The organism is Methylophilales bacterium MBRSF5 (genome assembly GCA_001044335.1).
GTDB lineage: Bacteria > Pseudomonadota > Gammaproteobacteria > Burkholderiales > Methylophilaceae > BACL14.
Genome location: CP011001.1, coordinates 824,140 through 845,189, shown reverse-complemented (window position 1 = coordinate 845,189; position 21,050 = coordinate 824,140). Strand labels below are relative to the sequence as shown.

The 21,050-nt window shown below is 36.9% G+C and carries 19 protein-coding genes, 2 tRNA genes and 1 pseudogene; 21 read left to right on the top strand and 1 reads right to left on the bottom strand.

What is annotated here, in order from left to right:
- From UZ34_04555 to UZ34_04455, 21 genes and pseudogenes are all read left to right on the top strand, one after another.
- Positions 1–471, top strand: coding sequence for an NADH dehydrogenase (locus UZ34_04555; GenBank protein ID AKO64661.1), 471 nt, complete (start codon positions 1–3; stop codon positions 469–471).
- Positions 471–1,784, top strand: a complete 1,314-nt coding sequence (locus UZ34_04550; protein AKO64660.1) for an NADH dehydrogenase — start codon at positions 471–473, stop codon at positions 1,782–1,784. The genes UZ34_04555 and UZ34_04550 overlap by 1 nt, the downstream gene beginning before the upstream one ends.
- Positions 1,785–1,789: 5 nt before the next feature.
- A pseudogene (locus UZ34_04545) lies at positions 1,790–3,829 on the top strand (hypothetical protein).
- Positions 3,830–3,832: 3 nt separating this feature from the next.
- A complete protein-coding gene (locus UZ34_04540) occupies positions 3,833–4,855 on the top strand; it encodes an NADH:ubiquinone oxidoreductase subunit H (GenBank protein ID AKO64659.1) in 1,023 nt (340 codons plus the stop codon).
- Positions 4,855–5,346, top strand: coding sequence for an NADH dehydrogenase (locus UZ34_04535; GenBank protein AKO64658.1), 492 nt, complete (start codon positions 4,855–4,857; stop codon positions 5,344–5,346). The genes UZ34_04540 and UZ34_04535 overlap by 1 nt, the downstream gene beginning before the upstream one ends.
- Positions 5,346–5,942, top strand: coding sequence for an NADH:ubiquinone oxidoreductase subunit J (locus UZ34_04530; GenBank protein AKO64657.1), 597 nt, complete (start codon positions 5,346–5,348; stop codon positions 5,940–5,942). The genes UZ34_04535 and UZ34_04530 overlap by 1 nt, the downstream gene beginning before the upstream one ends.
- Positions 5,942–6,247 (top strand): NADH-quinone oxidoreductase subunit K, encoded by a 306-nt coding sequence (locus UZ34_04525; protein ID AKO64656.1) that lies wholly within the window; start codon positions 5,942–5,944, stop codon positions 6,245–6,247. The genes UZ34_04530 and UZ34_04525 overlap by 1 nt, the downstream gene beginning before the upstream one ends.
- On the top strand, positions 6,244–8,226 hold the full coding sequence (locus UZ34_04520; protein ID AKO64655.1) for an NADH:ubiquinone oxidoreductase subunit L: 1,983 nt from the start codon (positions 6,244–6,246) through the stop codon (positions 8,224–8,226). The genes UZ34_04525 and UZ34_04520 overlap by 4 nt, the downstream gene beginning before the upstream one ends.
- Positions 8,223–9,698 carry an NADH:ubiquinone oxidoreductase subunit M gene (locus UZ34_04515; GenBank protein ID AKO64654.1) on the top strand — a complete coding sequence of 492 codons (1,476 nt, stop codon included), beginning with the start codon at positions 8,223–8,225 and terminating at the stop codon, positions 9,696–9,698. Before UZ34_04520 ends, UZ34_04515 begins: the two co-directional genes overlap by 4 nt.
- Positions 9,699–9,702: 4 nt before the next feature.
- The gene (locus tag UZ34_04510; GenBank protein AKO64653.1) at positions 9,703–11,148 is read left to right on the top strand and encodes an NADH:ubiquinone oxidoreductase subunit N; all 1,446 of its coding nucleotides are present in this window, start codon (positions 9,703–9,705) and stop codon (positions 11,146–11,148) included.
- 268 nt (positions 11,149–11,416) lie between these two features.
- Complete coding sequence (locus tag UZ34_04505; GenBank protein ID AKO64652.1) at positions 11,417–12,280, top strand: hypothetical protein; 864 nt, start codon at positions 11,417–11,419, stop codon at positions 12,278–12,280.
- 56 nt (positions 12,281–12,336) lie between these two features.
- Positions 12,337–12,413: transfer RNA gene (locus UZ34_04500), tRNA-Val, on the top strand.
- 11 nt (positions 12,414–12,424) lie between these two features.
- The gene (locus UZ34_04495; protein AKO65163.1) at positions 12,425–14,332 is read left to right on the top strand and encodes a threonyl-tRNA synthetase; all 1,908 of its coding nucleotides are present in this window, start codon (positions 12,425–12,427) and stop codon (positions 14,330–14,332) included.
- 89 nt (positions 14,333–14,421) lie between these two features.
- Positions 14,422–14,934: a translation initiation factor IF-3 gene (locus UZ34_04490; protein AKO64651.1), complete on the top strand. Its 513-nt coding sequence runs from the start codon at positions 14,422–14,424 to the stop codon at positions 14,932–14,934.
- 37 nt (positions 14,935–14,971) lie between these two features.
- Positions 14,972–15,169, top strand: a complete 198-nt coding sequence (locus tag UZ34_04485; protein AKO64650.1) for a 50S ribosomal protein L35 — start codon at positions 14,972–14,974, stop codon at positions 15,167–15,169.
- 22 nt (positions 15,170–15,191) lie between these two features.
- Positions 15,192–15,551 (top strand): 50S ribosomal protein L20, encoded by a 360-nt coding sequence (gene rplT, locus UZ34_04480; protein ID AKO64649.1) that lies wholly within the window; start codon positions 15,192–15,194, stop codon positions 15,549–15,551.
- A 59-nt stretch (positions 15,552–15,610) separates the two neighbouring features.
- Positions 15,611–16,594 (top strand): phenylalanyl-tRNA synthetase, encoded by a 984-nt coding sequence (locus tag UZ34_04475; GenBank protein ID AKO64648.1) that lies wholly within the window; start codon positions 15,611–15,613, stop codon positions 16,592–16,594.
- A complete protein-coding gene (locus UZ34_04470; protein AKO64647.1) occupies positions 16,591–18,948 on the top strand; it encodes a hypothetical protein in 2,358 nt (785 codons plus the stop codon). The genes UZ34_04475 and UZ34_04470 overlap by 4 nt, the downstream gene beginning before the upstream one ends.
- A 5-nt stretch (positions 18,949–18,953) precedes the next feature.
- Entirely contained in the window at positions 18,954–19,250 is a 297-nt protein-coding gene (locus UZ34_04465; GenBank protein ID AKO64646.1) for an integration host factor subunit alpha, read from the top strand.
- A complete protein-coding gene (locus UZ34_04460; GenBank protein ID AKO65162.1) occupies positions 19,240–19,653 on the top strand; it encodes a transcriptional regulator in 414 nt (137 codons plus the stop codon). Before UZ34_04465 ends, UZ34_04460 begins: the two co-directional genes overlap by 11 nt.
- A 1-nt stretch (position 19,654) precedes the next feature.
- Positions 19,655–19,731: transfer RNA gene (locus UZ34_04455), tRNA-Pro, on the top strand.
- Between the two features lie 108 nt (positions 19,732–19,839).
- Here UZ34_04455 and UZ34_04450 read toward each other — a convergent pair.
- A complete protein-coding gene (locus UZ34_04450) occupies positions 19,840–21,045 on the bottom strand; it encodes a hypothetical protein (GenBank protein ID AKO64645.1) in 1,206 nt (401 codons plus the stop codon).
- Positions 21,046–21,050 lie beyond the last annotated feature (5 nt).

Here is a 21,050-nt window from a genome sequence, read left to right as displayed (position 1 = left end):
ATGAATTTAAAATTAAAAAAGTTAATCGATAAAGAATTAAAAAAATACCCATCCGATAAAAAACAGTCGGCTGTTATTGCTGCTCTTGCAATTATGCAAAATGATAGGGGATGGCTTTCTAAAGAGGATATAAGCGAGGTGGCATTATATTTAGATATGCCTGAAATTGCCGTTCTTGAGGTCGCTACTTTTTATAACATGTTTGATTTAAAATCAGTTGGCAAATACAAGTTATCTATATGTACTAACATTTCTTGTATGTTAAGAGATGCCGATCATATTGTGAACCATTTAAAAGAAAAATTACAAATTGATTTCAATGAAGTTACAAAAGATGGCAAATTCTGTTTAAAAGAGAGTGAGTGTATGGGTGCATGCGGAGGAGCTCCATTATTAACCGTAAATAATCAAAAGATGCATGAGAATTTAAACATTGATAAAGTTGATCAGCTATTAAAAGAACTTAAATAATGAACGATGTCGTAGATAAAAATATTCAGTTAGAAAATAATAACAAGCAGTTATTTAATATCTGCTTGAGAACCTCATCTCTTAAAAATCCAGGCTCGATAAAAACATATCAATCCATTGGCGGGTATGAACAGATTAAGAGAATTTTAAAAAATAAAATTGACCCTCAACAATTAATTGATGAAATAAAAATTTCAGGCTTAAGGGGCAGGGGTGGGGCTGGTTTTCCGACCGGAGTAAAATGGTCATTCATGCCCAGAGATTATGATGGGACCAAATATATTGTATGTAATAGTGATGAGGGAGAGCCTGGGACATTCAAGGATCGGGATATCATTCGCTTCAATCCTCATCAACTAATCGAGGGAATGATAATCGGTGCATACATTATGGATGCTCAGGTGGGCTTTAATTACATTCACGGCGAGATTTGGGAAGACTACGTATCTTTTGAAAAAGCAATTGAAGATGCACGAAAAGCCGGTTTCTTGGGAAACAATATACTAGGCTCAGGGTTTGATTTTGAGCTACATGCTGTTCACGGTTATGGCGCTTATATCTGTGGCGAGGAGACTGCTTTAATTGAATCTATTGAAGGTAAGAAGGGCCAGCCAAGATACAAACCTCCCTTTCCAGCAACCTATGGAATCTATGGTAAGCCAACAAATGTTAATAACACAGAAACGTATGCTTCAATCCCATGGATTATTGAGCATGGCGGGCAAGAATTTATGAGTCATGGTGTTCCAAATTCTGGTGGAACCAAAATTTTCTCCGTTTCTGGCCATGTTGAAAAGCCTGGTAATTATGAGATTCAGTTGGGAATGCCATTTAGACAATTACTTGCTGAAGCTGGCGGTGTATGGAAAAACAGACAGCTTAAAGCGGTTATCCCAGGCGGTCCATCAACACCGGTAGTGCCCGCCAACATCATTATGGATGCGACTCTTGATTATGATGGGCTTGCTCAAATCGGCTCGAGTGTTGGGGCTGGTTCGATGATTGTCATGGATGACAGCACATGTATGGTTCAAGCTCTAAGAAGATTATCCTACTTTTTTTATGAGGAGTCATGTGGGCAATGTACTCCATGTAGAGAGGGAACAGGATGGGTATATCGAATTATCGATCGAATATTTAAAGGACAAGCCACATTAGCTGACCTTGATCTTTTAACGGACGTGAGTAAAAAAATTTCTGGTAGAACTATATGCGCTTTAGGTGATGCAGCTGCAACGCCTGTGCTTAGTTTTATAAAACACTTTAGAAGCGAATTTGAAAATTTTATTAAACATGGAAAATCTGTAAATTAATTAAGATGGTAAAAATTAAAATCAATGGCAAAACATTTAAGGCTCCTGAAAAAAGCACGATTATTCAAGTGGCCGATGACAATGGAATTGAAATTCCAAGATTTTGTTACCATAAAAAATTAAGCATAGCTGCTAACTGCAGAATGTGCCTGGTAGAAGTTAAAAACTTTCCTAAGCCCCTCCCTGCTTGTGCAACACAAGTGAATGAAGGAATGGAAATTTTTACTAAATCAAAACAAACAAAAGACTGCCAGCAGAGTGTGATGGAGTTTTTACTCATCAACCACCCGTTAGATTGCCCAATCTGTGATCAAGGTGGTGAGTGTGATCTTCAAGACACAGCGATGGCGTATGGAAGTCCAAAATCAAGGTATCAAGAAGAGAAGCGAGTGGTCCTTAACAAAAATCTTGGCCCCCTGGTGTCAACAGATCTAAATCGATGCATTCAATGCTCCAGATGTGTTCGCTTCTTGAAAGAAGTTGGCGGAATGCAGGAACTGGGGTTAATCGGACGCGGTGAACATGCAGAAATATCAGCCTATGTTGAAAAATCTGTAGATTCAGAAATATCAGGAAATATCATTGATTTATGTCCAGTGGGCGCTTTAACCTCAAAACCTTTTCGATATTCTGCACGGACTTGGGAAATGGTTAGAAAATCAACTATCTCTCCGCATGACAGCCTAGGATCGCATTTAGAAGCTCATGTAAAAGATGGTAACGTCATGAGAGTCTTACCTAAAGAAAATGAGGATATTAATGAGTGCTGGATATCTGACAGAGATCGTTTCTCATACATAGGTATTAATAGTGAGGATCGTATTAAAACACCATTATTAAAAACTGGATCAAATTTTAAACCCATTAGTTGGGATGAAGCATTTCATACCCTTGAAAGAGTCTTTCATCCATCTTTAAATAAATTTAAGGAAGACGAAGTTGCTATATTTTCCTCTAACCAAATGACTCTTGAAGAGGCTTATTTGCTAGATAAATTAGCGAGCTATGTTGGAACAAAGCAGGTTAAGTTTGATGTCGCTAATAATCCTAACTTAATTGCAAATCCATCATTAAATGGCATGATCGGTGATGTGGAAAGTTTTGAAAATATTATTCTTTTGGGATCACAATTAAGAAATGAAAATCCATTGTTATTACAACGTCTTCGCAAGATGGGGAATGCTGGTAAGACCATTAACATAATCAATACAGTTGATTTTGATCTACAACTAACTGTTGCAAATAAAATTATTCAACCCATAAAAGATTTCCAAAAAACCTTTGAACATATTCATAAAATTCTATCCACCAAAGTTGCGAAAAAAGAAAATTCAACTGAAAAAAATATTGCGAATTTATTGTCGGAAAAAACTTTGTTATTAGTGGGTGAAGATATTTACACTAATCCTGCTTTTATGAATTTGACTAACGTCATAAATGAATTGATTGATTTAACAAGCATGAAAATTGGCTGCCTTCCAACAGGTTCCAATACAGTTGGTCTTCAACAGCTGTTTGGCAATTATGTTAACCATATTGATGATAAGAAATATCAAGCATCTATTAGTCTTAATATAGAATTAGAAGATATCAAAGATAAATCATTATTCGAAAGAGTGTTAAATAAATCTAAATTTAATGTTGGAGTAACACCATTTTTAAATAAAAATAGTAAGCAGTTTGATTTGATCTTGCCGTCAACAACTCATTTTGAAAACGAAGGAACGTTTGTTAATCTTGAATCTCGAGTACAAAGTTTTAGTCAAACCATAAGTCCAAAATTTGAATCTAAACCCCTGTGGAAAATACTCCGTGTACTTGGTAATTTCATTGATAGTCCAGAGTTTACATTTGAATCATGCAGCGAGATCAAAGAAAAAGCCGTTCAGAAACTTTCAAAAAATAAATTAAAAAGATTCAATTTAATTAATCAGCAAGTGAAACTTCAGGCCAATGATTTTTGGTTAAAAGATATTAACAATAGTGATGCACTGGTAAGAAGATCAACAGCATTACAAAATACCAAGCGCTTAAGGAGTGAAAAGTAATTGCAAGATTTTTTCTCACAATTTTTTAGTTCAGACGTTGCCTTAACTCTATCTTATCTTTTTAAGATCATTTTAATTGTTATACCGGTTATGATTTCTGTTGCCTATCTTACCTTCTTTGAAAGAAGGGTGATTGGATTCATGCAGTCTAGAATTGGACCAAACAGGGTCGGTTATTTTGGTTTACTCCAACCCATCGCTGATGCCCTTAAATTGATGTTTAAAGAAATCGTATTGCCATCAAAGTCTAATAACTTTTTATTTTTTCTTGCTCCATTATTATCAATTGCACCGGCTCTGGCAGCCTGGGCAGTCATTCCATTTGATTATGAAATGGTATTAGCTGACATCAATGCTGGTCTTTTGTATGTATTAGCGATGACATCAATTGCAGTTTATGGAGTCATTATTGCGGGATGGGCATCTAACTCAAAATATGCCTTTCTAGGAAGTTTACGATCTGCGGCTCAAATCGTGTCATACGAAATCGCAATGGGATTCACCCTTGTTGGGGTGTTGATGTGTGCCAATAGTCTTAATCTTGGAGATATCGTAATAGCTCAAGAGGGAGGTATCTCACAATGGTATTGTTGGCCATTATTCCCGTTGTTTGTTATTTATTTTATTAGTGCTGTGGCAGAAACCAATCGAGCCCCATTTGACGTTGCTGAGGGTGAGTCAGAGATCGTGGCAGGTTTTCATGTTGAATATTCAGGTATGGCTTTCGCCTTATTCTTTTTAGCAGAATATGCCAATATGATTTTGGTCAGTATTCTTGCTGTCATTATGTTTTTGGGAGGCTGGTTGTCACCAGTTTCGTTTATCCCAGATGGTATATTCTGGCTAATTATTAAGGTAGCTTTTGTGCTGTTCTGCTTTTTATGGTTAAGAGCTACATTTCCACGCTACCGTTACGATCAAATAATGAGACTTGGGTGGAAGGTGTTTATCCCACTCACTTTGGTATGGATTATTTTTGTAGGCGCTATGATGCAAACCAGTTATGCAGGATACTTTCATTAATGAGAAAATTAATTTCAAATATTTCTAGAAGCTTATCTCTTTACGAACTTTTAAAAGGCATGAAATTAACTTTAAGTTATTTTTTTGCAAAGAAGGTTACGATCCAGTATCCAGAACAAAAAACACCTCAGTCTCCTAGATTTAGAGGTCTCCATGCGTTGCGACGTTATCCGAATGGTGAAGAAAGATGCATTGCTTGTAAGTTGTGTGAAGCAGTGTGTCCCGCAATGGCAATCACAATTGAATCTGAATTAAGGGAAGATAATTCAAGAAGAACAACTCGATATGATATTGATTTAACTAAGTGTATCTTTTGTGGGTTTTGTGAAGAGTCATGTCCAGTAGACTCAATCGTCGAAACGAGAATATTTGAATACCATGGAGAAGAGAGAGGTGATTTGCTTTACACCAAAGACATGCTTTTAGATGTGGGTAAAAAGTATGAAAAACAAATTGCCAAAGACCGTCAACAAGAGGCGAAGTACCGTTAATGATTTTCACAGACTATCTTTTCTATCTCTTTAGTAGCATTTTAGTCTTGGCATCTTTGAGAGTTATTACTGCAAATAATCCTGTTTATTCTGCTCTTTCATTAGTCCTTGCATTTTTTAGTGCAGCAGGAATCTGGTTGCTTTTACATGCTGAATTTTTAGCCATTGCGCTGGTGTTAGTCTATGTTGGTGCAGTCATGGTGTTATTCCTATTTGTTGTGATGATGTTAGATATCAATATTGAAGCTCTTAGACAAAGATTTTGGAGTTATTTACCGGTTGCACTTTTAATTGCCTTGTTATTTATTTTTGAGATTTATTTAGTGGTAACGGATAAGTTTTTCAGCTCTTCAGATCCAGCCGGAATCCCTCTAGAGAAAAGCAATACCCACTCGATAGGCAGTGTTTTGTATACCGATTATTTATTGCCATTTCAAGTTGCGGCAGTTATTTTATTGGTCGCTATCATTTCCGCTATTGTGCTGACAATGTACGGCAAGAAATCGCATAAAGCGATCGACCCTAAAGATCAAATTAAGGTGAATAGAAATGATCGAGTCAGAGTGGTCAAAATGAAATCGGAGAAAAAGAAGTAATGGTTACTTTGTCTCACTATCTATTTTTAGGAGGAATTCTATTTGCCATAAGTATTCTAGGGATTTTTTTAAATAGAAAGAATATTATTTTAATTCTTATGGCGATCGAATTAATGTTGCTAGCAGTGAATATAAACTTTATTGCGTTTAGTCGTTATCTCGGTGATCTATCTGGCCAAATTTTTGTTTTTTTTATTCTGACTGTTGCAGCAGCCGAGTCAGCCATAGGTTTAGCTATCATTATTTTGATTTTTAGAAACTATAAATCGATTAATGTAGCAGATGTGAATAGGTTAAAAGAATGACGTTAATGAAGCTGTACACCTTAATCCCTATGATGCCTCTTATTGCATCAATCGTTATTGGTCTATTTGGCCGTCAATTACCAAAAGCATTTTCACATTTAATTCCTTTTGTCTTAGTGTTGGGAAGTTTTCTGTTATCTCTATACGCCCTATATATTTCCTATCATGGTTACGTGTTTAATGAGAATCTATTTAGGTGGATGACTGTTGGCCAGTATGATTTAAATATTGGTTTCATGGTCGACAATCTGACCGCACTAATGATGTCGGTAGTGACGTTTGTTTCATTGATGGTCCATATATATACCATTGAATATATGGAAAACGACCCTGGATATAGCCGTTTCTTTAGTTTTATTTCATTATTTACCTTTGCCATGCTGATGCTGGTGATGAGTAATAATTTTTTACAGCTTTTTTTCGGTTGGGAAGCTGTGGGTTTAGTCTCTTATTTACTTATCGGATTTTGGTATAAAAAACCAACAGCCATTCATGCCAATATGAAAGCTTTTTTGGTGAACAGGGTCGGTGATTTTGGTTTTCTTTTAGGAATCGCTCTAATAATGTTTTATTTTGGAACTCTCGATTATAAGGAAGTTTTTTCAAGAGTAGATACTTTGGCTGGTCAAGAGTTTATGCTTGTGGGTTCATCAGTTTCTCTAGTCACGTTAATTTCAATTTTGTTATTTATAGGTGCAATGGGTAAGTCTGCACAAGTGCCTTTACATGTCTGGTTACCAGATTCTATGGAGGGTCCAACTCCAATATCAGCTCTTATTCATGCAGCAACCATGGTAACGGCAGGAATCTTTCTTGTAACACGAGTATCTCCAATAGTGGAGTTATCAAGCACAGCACTATCCGTTATCCTTATCGTGGGGAGCATTACTGCGTTATTCATGGGTATTTTAGGTATTTTTCAAAATGATATAAAACGGGTTGTTGCATACTCGACCTTGTCGCAACTTGGCTATATGACGATTGCTTTGGGTGTTTCTAGTTACTCCTTAGCAATGTTTCATTTATTTACTCATGCATTTTTTAAGGCTTTGTTATTCTTAGGCGCCGGTTCAGTAATAATTGGCATGCATCACGATCAAAATATTATGAATATGGGGAATCTAAAAAAATATATGCCAATTACTTGGATAACTTTTTTACTTGCCACTTTAGCTTTGGTTGGCATGCCACTTTTCTCAGGATTTTATTCCAAGGAATCAATCATCGAGGCGGTAAAATATAGTGAAATTGTTGGTTCAAGTTTTGCATATTTTGCTTCCGTCTTTGGCGTTTTTATCACCTCGCTGTATAGCTTCAGATTGTATTTTATTGTCTTCCATGGAGAGGAGATGTGGAGAGATAAGTCTGTAACACGCAACCATCATGACCATGGCTTAAATTCAAATCAATCACCTCACGAGCCATCCTGGGTGGTAACGATACCTCTCATTTTATTGGCTATTCCATCGGTCCTCATTGGATTTTTTACGATAGAGCCAATAATCAATAGTAGTTTTTTATTAAAAGATATCTTTATTTTGGATTCACATCTTGCTCTTTCTCAGGTCACTGAACACTTTCATGGACCTATAAATATGGCTCTACACGCATTAGTCACACTGCCGTTTTGGCTAATGGTATTAGGCTTTATCGTTGCATATCTTTTGTATTACAAGAATATTAATTTTATAAAGATACCGAAGGTTTTGAAAAAAGTCATAGATAATAAATATGGTTTTGATAACTTCAATGAATATATTTTGGCACCTCTAACAATTAGGCTTGGAAATGTTTTATGGAAATATATGGATATAAAAATAATCGATAATTTCTTTGTTAATGGCTCAGCTAGAACCATTAATCTTTTCTCACACATCACTAAAAAAATTCAAACTGGTTTTATTTCTCAATATGCCTTTGTGATGGTGATCGGATTATTGATTTTCATAAGCTATTTTATTTTGGGTGGTAAGTCATGACCGGCATACTGTCACTAGCAATTTGGACTCCGATTGTACTGGGCATAATTTTATTGTTGGTACAAAATAAATTATCAACAACCCTAACATACCGATTAGGCAATCTATTTGGATTTATTTCTTTTCTTGTCACCCTGCCTTTGTATATTTATTTTGATAAAGGATTTTCTGGTTTTCAATTTCAAGAAATCTATCCATGGATTAATCATTTTTCGATAAATTATCATCTTGGCTTGGACGGGATTTCTTTACCGCTTGTTCTTTTAACAAGTTTTATTTCTTGGCTTGTGATTTTTATTTCATCTAATTCAATTCAGCGAGACATTGGCTTTTATATTTCAGCCTTCTTAATTCTTTCAGGACTAATGATTGGTGTTTTTCTGGCCCTTGATGCAATCCTATACTATGTATTTTGGGAAGCAATGCTTATTCCGATGTTTTTGCTTATTGGTATCTGGGGTGGTCCAAATCGCGTCTATGCCACTATCAAATTTTTTCTGTATACGGTGCTTGGCTCGTTGTTGATGTTGGTTGCATTTTTATACCTTTATAACCAAACGGCAAGCTTTGCCATCTTAGATTTTTACACCAAACCTTTATCGCTTAATATCCAGGTGTTGATTTTCTTGGCCTTTTTTATGGCGTTTGCGGTCAAAATTCCCATGTGGCCTGTGCATACTTGGTTACCTGATGCACACGTGGAAGCACCCACAGGAGGTTCGGTCATTTTAGCTGCGATTATGTTGAAATTGGGAGGCTATAGTTTTATTCGATTTGCTATGCCTATTAGTCCTGATGCATTAATCTTTTTAAAACCTTTTTTAATTGGTCTGTCTTTGATCGCGATTGTTTATATTGCTTTCGTGGCTATTGTACAAACAGATATGAAAAAATTAATTGCTTATTCATCAATATCACATATGGGGTTTGTAACGCTCGGCTTATTTATTTTAAATCCACTGGGATTTGAAGGTGGATATGTTCAGATGATTTCTCATGGATTTATTTCCGCAGCATTATTTTTTGCAATTGGTGTTCTCTATGACCGGATGCATTCGAGAAATATCAGTGACTATAAAGGGTTAATAAATAGTATGCCCATCTTTGGCTCCTTCTTTGTTTTATTTGCTATGGCTAACTCTGGGCTACCAGGAACATCAGGGTTTGTTGGAGAGTTTCTTGTCATCTTAGGAGCGATGCAAGATCATTTTTGGATTGCTTTTTTTGCTAGCCTGACCCTAATTTTTGGAGCAACATACTCTTTATGGTTAGTGAAAAGAATTATTTTTGGTGAGGTGAAAAATAAAAAAATCGCCTCACTTAAAGATTTAAATGGAAAAGAGTTTTTTGTAATGAGTGTATTGGCCCTGATGACTTTAGCTATTGGAATATATCCAGCACTGATTACCGATATTACGAATCAGTCATCCCAAATGATGTTGGGATTAATACAACAATCAAAAATTTTATAACACTATGACGCTTTCAACATTATTGACCATTGCTGTTCCAGAAATCATTATCTTGATTGCTGCCATGAGTGTTCTTTTACTTGGTGTGTTTTATAAGAACACCACTTCATTATTTGGTATTACGCAGCTCACTCTACTGATCGCTGCATATTTCACTGCACAATTACCCATTGATCTTAAGTTAACAGCATTTAATGAGATGTTTATTGCTGATAGCCTATCGATGTTTCTTAAGCTGCTCAGTTATTTTGCTTTATCATTGGTGTTAATTTATAGCCGGAGCTTTTTACAAAGTCGTAATTTACATAACGGTGAATTCTATGCCCTTACGCTGTTTGCATTGTTGGGGATTAATCTGATCATTTCTTCCTATCATTTATTGAGCCTATACATGGGCCTTGAGCTCCTTTCGTTAAGCTTGTATACCCTAGTGGCTTTTGACAGAAATAGACCAGAAGCTACCGAGGCGGCAATGAAGTATTTTGTTCTTGGCGCAGTCGCTTCAGGATTTTTATTGTATGGTTTTTCAATGTTGTATGGCATTACTGGAAGCCTGCAGATTGCAGAAATTTCATCCAGGTTATCAGATGCCTCAATCAATCCAGTGGTCTTATCATTTGCTTTGGTATTTGTTGTTGTTGGCATTGCCTTTAAGTTTGGCGCAGCCCCGTTCCAATTATGGGTACCCGACGTGTATCAGGGGTCAGCAACTCCCATCACCATGTTTATTGGTTCAGTGCCAAAATTTGCATCTGTGGCCATGTTAATCCGGCTTTTATTTCAAGGTTTAGATCACATGGTATTAGATTGGCAAGCAATGCTACTGATCATGGCTATTGTGTCAATGTTATTTGGCAACATCACCGCCATAGCGCAAACAAAAATTAAAAGACTGTTGGCGTATTCAGCCATTTCTCATGTGGGTTTTATGTTTTTAGGTTTAGCTACCGGAACTATTACTGGCATAGCATCTGCCTTGATGTACATCGCTGTATATGTACTTATGACCCTAGCGTCATTTGGGTTAATAATCCATTTAAGCAACCAAGGTAAAGAACTTGACCAAATTACTGACCTCTCAGGTTTGGGAAAACAAAAGCCATGGTGTGCTTTTTTGCTGTTGCTCATATTTTTAAGTTTAGCGGGAATTCCTCCAACCATCGGTTTTTATGCGAAGTTTTCAATTATCCAGGCAACAATTCAGTTTGGTTGGATTTGGCCAGCAGTCATTGCAGTCATGAGTGCTCTCATTGGAATATTTTATTATTTAAGAATTATCAAAGTCGCTTACTTCGACGAACCAGGAAAAAATTTAAATCAAGTTTCAAAATCATCGAATAATGAACTGAGCGTAACTTTATCAATCAATACTATTTCATTACTGATTATTGGATTGTTTCCATCTTCATTGATGGATATAGCGACACTGACTTCAGCACTCATATTTTAATGATTTTTTTACTGATTCTTATCTTAATGATTTTTTTAGCTAACTTGCCATGGATGACAACTAACTTCATGCTCCTTTTCCCTGCTAAAAAGTCTTTACCCATTATCATTCTTGAAGTTATCTTGTATTTTTTAATCTTTAGATTAATCACCTATGCACTGGAGTGGTCCATGATAGGATCGGTTCATAATCAAGATTGGCAGTTTTATGCAGCACTCTTATCTCTATTTATCGTATCTAGCTCACCCGGGTTTGTGATCAAAGTATTGTGGAAATAGCCAACCCTAAAGTTATTATCGTAGGCTGTGGTAATTTAGGGGAAAAAATTGGGGATATTTTTGCTCAGCACACAAATTTTGAAGTTCTTGGTGTAAGAAGAAATCCGGGTGAACAAGGCAATTTTCCAATTCTTGCCAAAGATATTTTTGCCAAAGATTCCTCTGCATGGATTGTTGCCGAAAACCCAAACTATGTCATTTATTCAGCTACTCCTAGCACCTCCAAACCATCGGATTATCAAAAAATTTATGTCGAAGGATTTAGAAAAATAACAGATGTAATTCAAAGCAACAATCTGCAGACCAGGGTATTTTTTATTTCCAGTACCAGGGTTTTTAATGGCAGTTCTAAACTGGAGGCATTGGATGATCATGATGAGATAAGTCCAAATGATGAGCAAGGTGAAATCTTAGGTCATGCGGAACGTATTGCAATTAACAGCGGAAGGGGTAATGTTTTTCGTTTAACAGGAATTTATGGTCTAGAAAGAACCATGATGCTGAGACTAGCGAAAGATCAAGAATCTTGGCCAGCAAATCGTTTTACCAATAGAATTTTTGATGAAGACGCAGCTAATATTATTGTAAAAATAATCAGCAGCAAACATAAAGACCCAAAATTTGACTTGCCCAAAATTATCAATGTGACGGACTCTCACCCTGCTGAACTTTATGCAGTTTTAAATTTTATTAGAAAAAAATTAAATCTTCCTGAGGTAACCCTTGAATCCATTAATAGGGTCGTGGGGAAAAAAATTATTTCAACTTTTCTGTCTCAAAAGTTAAATTATCGATTTAAGCACCCAAGTTTTGAGACTGGTTACACGGAAATTATTCAAAATATGGAGAGGTAGTTATAGATTGCTGTTGATGCGGTGATGATATAAAATAATCGCTTATTTTTGACTACAGGCGCGTAGCTCAGTTGGTTAGAGCACCACCTTGACATGGTGGGGGTCGTTGGTTCGAATCCAATCGCGCCTACCAATTTAAAAAACATGATAAAAATTACACTGCCAGACGGCTCGATTAAAGAGTTTGAAAACACCATCACTTTGTCTGATGTCGCTTATGACATTGGTAAAGGTCTGGGTCGGGCCGCATTGGCTGGTCATGTTGATGGCAAATTGGTAGATTTAACTCATGAAATAGCCTCAGATGCAGCAGTCTCTATTGTGACTGCTAAAAATGATGAGGGTTTGGATATCATTAGACATTCCACAGCTCACCTTTTAGCTTACGCTGTCAAAGAATTATTTCCTGAAGCCCAGGTGACCATAGGACCAACAATTGATGATGGGTTCTATTATGATTTTTCATATCATCGAGCATTTACCCCTGAAGATTTAAGTGCCATTGAAAAAAAGATGGCTGAATTAGTCAAAGAAGACCACGCTGTTACTCGAGAAGTGATGAAGCGTGATGATGCAGTGAAGTTTTTCCTTGATCAGGGGGAAAAATATAAGGCTGAAATTATTGGTTCCATTCCTCAAGATGAGGAAGTGACGGTTTACCATGAGGGAAAGTTTTCTGATTTATGCCGAGGTCCTCACGTCCCGTCAACTGGAAAATTAAAAGTTTTCAAACTGATGAAAGTAGCTGGCGCTTATTGGAGAGGGGACTCTAATAATGAGATGCTGCAACGAATCTATGGAACGGCCTGGGCGACCAAAGATGATCTTAAAGACTATCTGCACCGCCTTGAGGAAGCTGAAAAAAGGGACCATAGAAAGCTAGGAAAGCATTTAGATTTATTTCACATTCAAGATAACGCACCTGGTATGGTATTTTGGCATGCTAAAGGGTGGTCTTTGTGGCAAGAAATAGAAAACTACATGAGAAAAAAATTTGTTGATTACGGATATCAAGAAATAAAAACCCCAACCGTGCTAGATAAAACATTATGGGAAAAATCAGGGCACTGGGAAAATTATCACGAGAATATGTTTATTACACACTCGGAACACCGTGATTATGCTGTTAAGCCAATGAATTGTCCAGGACATGTCCAGGTTTTTAATCACAGCTTGCATAGTTACAGAGAGTTACCTTTAAGGCTTGCTGAATTTGGTTCATGTCATAGAAACGAGCCATCCGGTGCCTTGCATGGGTTAATGAGGGTGAGGGGATTTACCCAGGATGATGCTCATATTTTCTGCACTGAAGATCAAATACTTGATGAAGTAATCAACTTCAACAAAATGCTCATGGAAACCTACAAAGACTTTGGTTTTAATGATATTGAGGTCAAACTTTCTACTCGACCAGAGAAAAGAGTGGGTGGTGATGAGGTTTGGGATCAGTCTGAAAAAGCCTTGGAGGAAGCACTCAAGGCGACAGGTTTAGACTACGAGATTCAACCAGGCGAAGGCGCTTTCTATGGTCCTAAAATTGAGTATGTCTTGCGGGATAGCTTGAATCGATTATGGCAGTGTGGCACCATTCAGCTCGATTTTAACCTACCTGTTCGTTTAAATGCAGAGTATGTTGATGAAAATAGCAATAAAAAACATCCGGTGATGCTGCACAGAGCGATTGTAGGATCCATGGAAAGATTTATCGGTATTTTGATTGAACATTACGCCGGCAAGTTTCCGACTTGGCTTGCACCGGTTCAGGCTGTGGTGATGAATATATCTGACTCTCAGGTCAAATATGTTGGCGATGTTGTTGATTTTCTTAAGAAAAATGACATTAGATGCGAATCAGACTTGAGAAATGAAAAAATAACCTATAAAATACGCGAACATAGCATTTCTCGCATACCATATATGTTAGTCATAGGTGATCGAGAGATGGAAAATAAACAAGTTGCCGTTCGTACTCAACAAGGTGAAGACTTGGGTGTAATGACTCTAGAAGAGTTTGTGGAAACCATGAACACACAAATTACAGCCAAGAGTTAAAAAGTGAGTTAACGGCTTTATTTTTATAGGGGTTAAGCATAGCACAATCAAAAGATGCACGAATTAACGGAGACATAACAGCCCAAGAAATTCGTTTAGTAGGTATAGAAGGTGAAGCTCTAGGAATTATGAGCTTATCAGAAGCTTTAGGAAAAGCAGATGATTTTGATACCGATTTAGTTGAGATTGCACCAAAAGCTGAACCACCTGTTTGTCGCTTGATGGATTATGGGAAATTTAAATATGCCCAAAGCAAGAAGCTCCATGAAGCACGAATGAAACAAAAGAATGTTCAGGTTAAAGAAGTTAAATTTAGACCTGGTACAGACGAGGGTGACTACAACGTTAAATTGCGTAACTTAATTCGCTTTTTAACCGATGGCGATAAAGCTAAAGTGACCTTACGTTTTAGGGGGCGTGAAATAGCCCACCAACAACTCGGCATGGATTTATTAAAACGAGTTGAAACAGATCTTGAGGAATATGCAGTAGTTGAGCAGTTTCCAAAGATGGAAGGCCGTCAAATGGTTATGGTGTTATCACCTAATAAGAAACCTAAGAAGGTCGAAAAAAAGAAAGAAGAAGACGATACGGCTAATTAGGCATGCCTAAGCGTCTCTTAATAATAAGGAGAAAAAAATGCCAAAAATGAAAACAAAAAGTGGAGCAAAAAAACGCTTCAAATTTCTAGGAAGTGGTGCGATCAAAAGAACGCATTCACATCTTCGTCATATCTTGACCAAGAAAACAACTAAACAAAAAAGACATCTTCGTGGTACCGAGATCATATCTTCTACTGATGTGAAACGTGTGCGCGCCATGATGCCTACTCAATAGTTAAAGATATAAGGAGAAGATTATGCCTAGAGTAAAACGTGGCGTTACTGCCAGAGCCAAACATAAAAAAGTATTAGATGCTGCTAAAGGTTACAGAGGAAGACGAAAAAATGTATTCCGTGTAGCTAAAGAAGCGGTAATGAAAGCGGGACAATATGCTTACCGCGATAGAAGACAAAAGAAAAGAGTGTTCAGAGCATTGTGGATTGCACGTATTAATGCTGGTGCTAGAGAATTCGGTTTAACTTACAGCCGTTTAATCAACGGTTTGAAAAAAGCTTCAGTAGAAGTAGATAGAAAAGTTCTAGCTGATCTAGCGGTATTTGATAAAGCTGCATTTGAAAAATATGCGGAATTGGCTAAATCAAATATTGAAGCCTAATTTAAAAATATCTTTTTAAAAAGGGGCTTTTAAGAAAGCCCCTTTTTTATTTAAATATTATGAACGAATTAAATCAACTCATTGATCAGGCAAAAAAAGATTTTGCTAGCTGCTCGAAGCTGGCGGACCTTGACCATATCAAATCTAAATTTCTTGGCAAAAGTGGTCCAATTACTGAGGCGATGAAATCATTAGCCAGCCTTTCACCTGAAGAGAAACCTAAAAAAGGTGCAGAGATTAATCAAGTCAAAAAACAAATAGAAGCCTTGTTAGAGACTCGTAAACAAGAAATTTCAAATCTTGAGTTGAATGAAAAATTAGAAAAAGAAAAAATTGATGTCACGCTTCCATCTAGGCCGAAGATGAAAGGGTCACTCCATCCAGTCATGAATACCATAGATGAAATTAGCACCATTTTTCATGGGATTGGGTTTGATGTGGCTGATGGCCCAGAAATCGAAGATGATTTTCATAACTTTACTGCATTAAACATTCCTGAATCCCACCCAGCCAGAGCAATGCATGACACTTTTTATGTCAACAAAGAGTATGTATTAAGAACGCATACTTCGCCCGTGCAAATTAGGTATATGGAAAATAATATGCCACCTATCCAAATCATATCGCCAGGCCGAGTGTATCGTGTCGATTCTGATGCAACCCACTCGCCAATGTTTCATCAGGTGGAAGGGTTAGTTATTAATGAGGATGTGAACTTCGCTAATTTAAAAGGTGTGGTGCAGTCATTTCTACAAAGTTTTTTCGAGGATGAAAATTTAACCATTCGTTTTAGACCGTCTTACTTCCCATTTACAGAGCCCTCTGCAGAAATTGACATGAGTTGGAATGATGGCTGGTTAGAGATAGGTGGTTGTGGAATGGTTCATCCAAACGTATTAAAGCATGTAAATATTGATTCAGAAATGTATCAAGGGTTTGCTTTTGGTCTGGGTGTTGAAAGGTTGACGATGCTGAAATATGGCATAAATGATCTCAGGCATTTCTTTAATCACGACCTCAGGTTCTTGGAGCAATTTAAATGAAATTCTCTTATGCGTGGTTAAATCAATTATTTGCAAATAAATTAAATCTCAATGAGTTGGCTGATGACTTGACAATGGCTGGCCTCGAGATTGAGTCTATTCATAATCCTGGCGAATCTCTTCAAAATATCGTTGTAGGTGAAATTGTTAGCATTGAAAAACATCCTGACGCGGATCGATTAAATGTTTGTCAGGTGGATGTAGGTTCTGAAAAACTACAAATTGTGTGTGGTGCTCCCAATGCAAAAGCAGGCATTAAAGTTCCGTGTGCGCTGATTGGCACAAAATTTACAGAATTTACGATCAAGAAGTCAAAACTTCGGGGGGTTGAGTCTTTTGGGATGTGTTGTTCAGCAAAAGAAATTGGATTGTCTGAAGAGGCCGATGGAATAATGGAACTCAGTCCTGACCTCACCAATGGTGAGCCCGTTGCAAAAGCGCTGAATTTAAATGATTCTGTGATTGAGGTGTCGCTCACCCCTAATCGTGCAGATTGTTTAAGTATTTTAGGTATCGCAAGAGAAGTCAGATCAATTAAAGGCTTAGCCTTTGATATGCCCAAAATTAATCAGATTACCTCAAGTGACAAATGCAAGATTACCCCGACCGTGACAAATACAGAAGCCTGTCCAGTATATAGTTATGCATCCATTTCCCAGATCAACAATTCAGCTCAGCTTCCAGATGAGATTATTCATCGACTGGACTGTGCCGATATTAAATCAATAAACCCTGTTGTTGATTTAGTGAACTATGTGATGTTAGAGACTGGTCAGCCAATGCATGCCTTTGATCTAAATAAAATCAAGGGAAATGTAGTTGTCCGAAATGCATCAAGACAAGAAAAGATGACCTTGTTAAATGATCAAACAATTGAGGTGATGGAAAATGATTTGGTGATCGCTGATGATAATGGTCCACTCGCATTAGCCGGAGTGATGGGTGGATTAGAGTCTGCTGTTGAAACCAATACCACTAATATATTTATTGAGTCCGCATTTTTCACTCCATTATCGATGGCAGGTAAAGCCAGAAGCTATGGGCTGAATACTGACTCGTCGCACCGCTTTGAAAGAGGTGTTGATTTCTCTCAGACAGAACATGCACTAACCCGAGTCATTAATCTTATCAATGAGCATTGTGGTGGCCTGACAAGTCAAGTTTCAAGCGTCAGTCATGATTTACCGCAAAGAAACCTAATTCAATTAAGGCCAAGCAAAGTCACCCGAATCTTAGGAAGAGACGTCAGTCAAGATGAGGTGGTGCAGATACTCAATAACCTTGATCTACCATTTACTTTAGATGACGGCGTTTTTACAGTCACCCCGCCAGCTTATCGATTTGATATAGAGATCGAAGAGGACTTAGTGGAGGAGGTGATTAGGGTTGCAGGCTATGACAATATTGGGGCTATGAACCCGAAAATGATGCTTAACCCCAGATCAACCAAGGATAGACACTCTGATGTGCGCAAGATCAGACACACGATGTCAGACCTTGGGTATTCTGAGTTAGTCAGTTATAGCTTTATTGATGAAGCGATGGAGTCAACTGTGCATGGCAATGACAATCTGATTAAACTTGAAAACCCAATTGCTGAAAATATGAATACCATGCGAAGTCGTTTATGGTCTAGCCATATCGATGCATTAAAATTTAATACCAATCGTGGCCGTACCCAAATAAAATTTTTTGAGATTGCTAACAAATTTACCCAAGACAATTCAAATTTCTCAGAAGAACAAGTGCTGAGCGGTCTGGTGTCAGGAGAGGCAATCCCTAAAAATTGGATAGAAAAAAATAGAGCCCATGACTTTTATGATGTGAAATCTGATCTTGAGCAATTATTAGGTGATGGGATTGCGATGAAAGAATCAGCAGAAACGATTGGTGCATTCCACCCTGGACAGTCAGCAGATATTTTCAGAGATAATAAAAAGATTGGGCGCTTAGGAAAATTACATCCATCCCTACAAAAACAATTAGACGTGGATCAGGAAGTGTATCTATTTGAAATTGGTTTAAATCATTTATCTGAAAATGAGTTAAAACTCAATACCGAGATCCTTAAATCTGTTCCATTACAAAGGGACATTGCAGTCCTTGTGGATGAAGATGTGGTCGCCGGAGATGTGATTGATGTGGTTAGTAAAAGAAACATTAACTTCATCAAAGACTTCAGAATTTTTGATGTTTATCAGGGTCAAGGAATTGCTGAAGGGAAAAAAAGCCTTGCATTTCTGATACTTATGCAAGATACTTACAAAACACTTGAGGAAAAAGACGTTGAAAAAAGTGTGACAGAAGTAATTAATTTATTAAAAAAAGAGTTTAATGCTGAATTAAGACTGTAAATAACATGACATTAACCAAAGCTAATTTATCAAATTTATTATTCGAACAAGTCGGTTTGAATAAGACAGAATCTAAAGAAATGGTAGAGGCTTTCTTTGAGCAAATTAAAATTGCTCTAGAGAATGGTGAAAGTGTTAAATTATCTGGTTTTGGAAATTTTGAATTAAGAACCAAATCAGAGCGACCCGGAAGAAATCCAAAAACTGGGGAAGAAGTTCCTATTAAAGCCAGACGAGTAGTCACTTTCCATTCTAGCCAAAAATTAAAGTCTAGTGTAGATGGTGGATCCTCTGGAAAATAATAAATCTCTAACAAATTTACCTCCACTCCCTCAAAAAAGATATTTCGCAATCGGTGAGGTGAGTAAGCTGTGTGACGTTAAACCTCATGTCTTAAGATACTGGGAACAAGAGTTTCCTAATTTGTCTCCGAATACCCGTCGGGGAAATCGAAGATATTATCAACCTGAGGAAGTACTCCTTATTCGTAAAATAAGAGAGCTGCTCTACGAAGAAGGGTATACAATTCAGGGAGCAAAACAAAAGTTATCTAATAAACAGTTTGTCAAAGAGACAACGTCACAAGAACAAATACAAAAGGCTCAGGCAGAACTTCCTTTATCGAATGAGCCATTAAATAGTAATGTTCCTGTTACAAATCTTAAAAATCAATTAGCAGAAATTCTAAAGATACTAAAAGGATAATCGGGGCGTAGCGCAGTCTGGTAGCGCACTTGTATGGGGTGCAAGGGGTCGTGAGTTCGAATCTCACCGTTCCGACCAAAATTTTTTACCTCTAAAAAATATCAGTATCTATGAAATCAATCATAAAATTCGACACTTAAAGGGAATTATCAATTGATCAGAATAAGTGCTTAACGATGTATAAAACTAGTTGCTGAGATCATTTGTTGCTAGTAATTTATTGTTAGATTTATCTGAACAAAAATCGTTAACGACCTCTTCATACAGCGCTATTAATTTTTCTGTTTGTGCCACAGAGCCCCATTTTTGTTTAGCCTCTTTTTTTGCCTTCACGGACATTTCAGAAAGTTTTTTCTTATTGTTTAAAAGTCTGAGACATGTTTTTGCAAATTCTTTTGGATCATCTTTTGCAATTATTGCACCGGGATTATTTTCAAGTATCGACTTTGTGCCGTTTTCAGCTAAGGCTACAACTGGCAAACCTTGTGCCATTGCCTCAATTAAGACGAGGCCCTGTGTTTCTGTTTTGGACGCAAAAATAAACAAATCAGATGAAGCATAACAATTTAAGAGCTCATTGTTAGCTTCCAGATAACCTGTCAATATAACAGAGCGGTCTAAATTCAACTTTTTGATTAATTTTTGAATATGCTCAAAAGCTGGACCTTCACCAGTAATAAGGAATTTAATAGATTTATTTTCCCTTGCGATATATTTATACACATGCAACAAAAAATCTATATTTTTCTCATGTGCGACCCGACCAACAAATAATAATAACGGGTCAGTTAGCGAAATATTATATAACTTCCTGAAGGTATACTTATTAGTCTTTTTAAATGATTGATCTGGTAGACCTGTCGGAACCACCTTAATGGGTTTAGTCACTTGATAGTTTTTTAAAGTCTCTTTTAGTTGCTCAGATGGAGAAATAATGCCTTGGCAATGGTTACATAAATATTTTGCAATATTTCGTGAAAGCCATCGTGCAAAACTTTCTGGAAGTATGGGCAAATAAAGATGGAGGTAGTCTTCAAAAGAAGTATGGTAAGTTTCAATAATCGGAACATTTAAGGTTTTTGCTAGCTTCTTACCAAAGTAATGTGCAATAAATGGGGTCTGAATGTGAATCAGGTCAAATTTTTGTTTTTTAATCCATTCTATTTTTTTATTTAATTCTGTCCATGACATTAAATGATCTTCAGGATCAAAGAATATTGGTTTAGATTTGATGGTTGTTATAGTCTTATCGGTATTTTTTTCATTATAGGCTGGACATATCAAATGTACCTCATGACCTAGTTTTTTTAAATCATTTTTGAATACCTTGATTGAAGTGGATACTCCATTAACTCTAGGAAAGTAAACGTCAGATAAAAATAAAATTTTCATAATCT

Excerpts from the sequence above, each read along its gene's own strand:
- UZ34_04520 (AKO64655.1), top strand. The coding sequence starts at position 6,244 with ATGACGTTAATGAAGCTGTACACCTTAATCCCTATGATGCCTCTTATT.
- UZ34_04525 (AKO64656.1), top strand. The coding sequence starts at position 5,942 with ATGGTTACTTTGTCTCACTATCTATTTTTAGGAGGAATTCTATTTGCC.
- UZ34_04495 (AKO65163.1), top strand. The coding sequence starts at position 12,425 with ATGATAAAAATTACACTGCCAGACGGCTCGATTAAAGAGTTTGAAAAC.
- UZ34_04470 (AKO64647.1), top strand. The coding sequence starts at position 16,591 with ATGAAATTCTCTTATGCGTGGTTAAATCAATTATTTGCAAATAAATTA.
- UZ34_04535 (AKO64658.1), top strand. The coding sequence starts at position 4,855 with ATGAGAAAATTAATTTCAAATATTTCTAGAAGCTTATCTCTTTACGAA.
- UZ34_04450 (AKO64645.1), bottom strand. The coding sequence starts at position 21,045 with ATGAAAATTTTATTTTTATCTGACGTTTACTTTCCTAGAGTTAATGGA.
- UZ34_04515 (AKO64654.1), top strand. The coding sequence starts at position 8,223 with ATGACCGGCATACTGTCACTAGCAATTTGGACTCCGATTGTACTGGGC.
- UZ34_04550 (AKO64660.1), top strand. The coding sequence starts at position 471 with ATGAACGATGTCGTAGATAAAAATATTCAGTTAGAAAATAATAACAAG.
- UZ34_04475 (AKO64648.1), top strand. The coding sequence starts at position 15,611 with ATGAACGAATTAAATCAACTCATTGATCAGGCAAAAAAAGATTTTGCT.
- rplT (AKO64649.1), top strand. The coding sequence starts at position 15,192 with ATGCCTAGAGTAAAACGTGGCGTTACTGCCAGAGCCAAACATAAAAAA.
- UZ34_04555 (AKO64661.1), top strand. The coding sequence starts at position 1 with ATGAATTTAAAATTAAAAAAGTTAATCGATAAAGAATTAAAAAAATAC.
- UZ34_04485 (AKO64650.1), top strand. The coding sequence starts at position 14,972 with ATGCCAAAAATGAAAACAAAAAGTGGAGCAAAAAAACGCTTCAAATTT.
- UZ34_04465 (AKO64646.1), top strand. The coding sequence starts at position 18,954 with ATGACATTAACCAAAGCTAATTTATCAAATTTATTATTCGAACAAGTC.
- UZ34_04510 (AKO64653.1), top strand. The coding sequence starts at position 9,703 with ATGACGCTTTCAACATTATTGACCATTGCTGTTCCAGAAATCATTATC.
- UZ34_04530 (AKO64657.1), top strand. The coding sequence starts at position 5,346 with ATGATTTTCACAGACTATCTTTTCTATCTCTTTAGTAGCATTTTAGTC.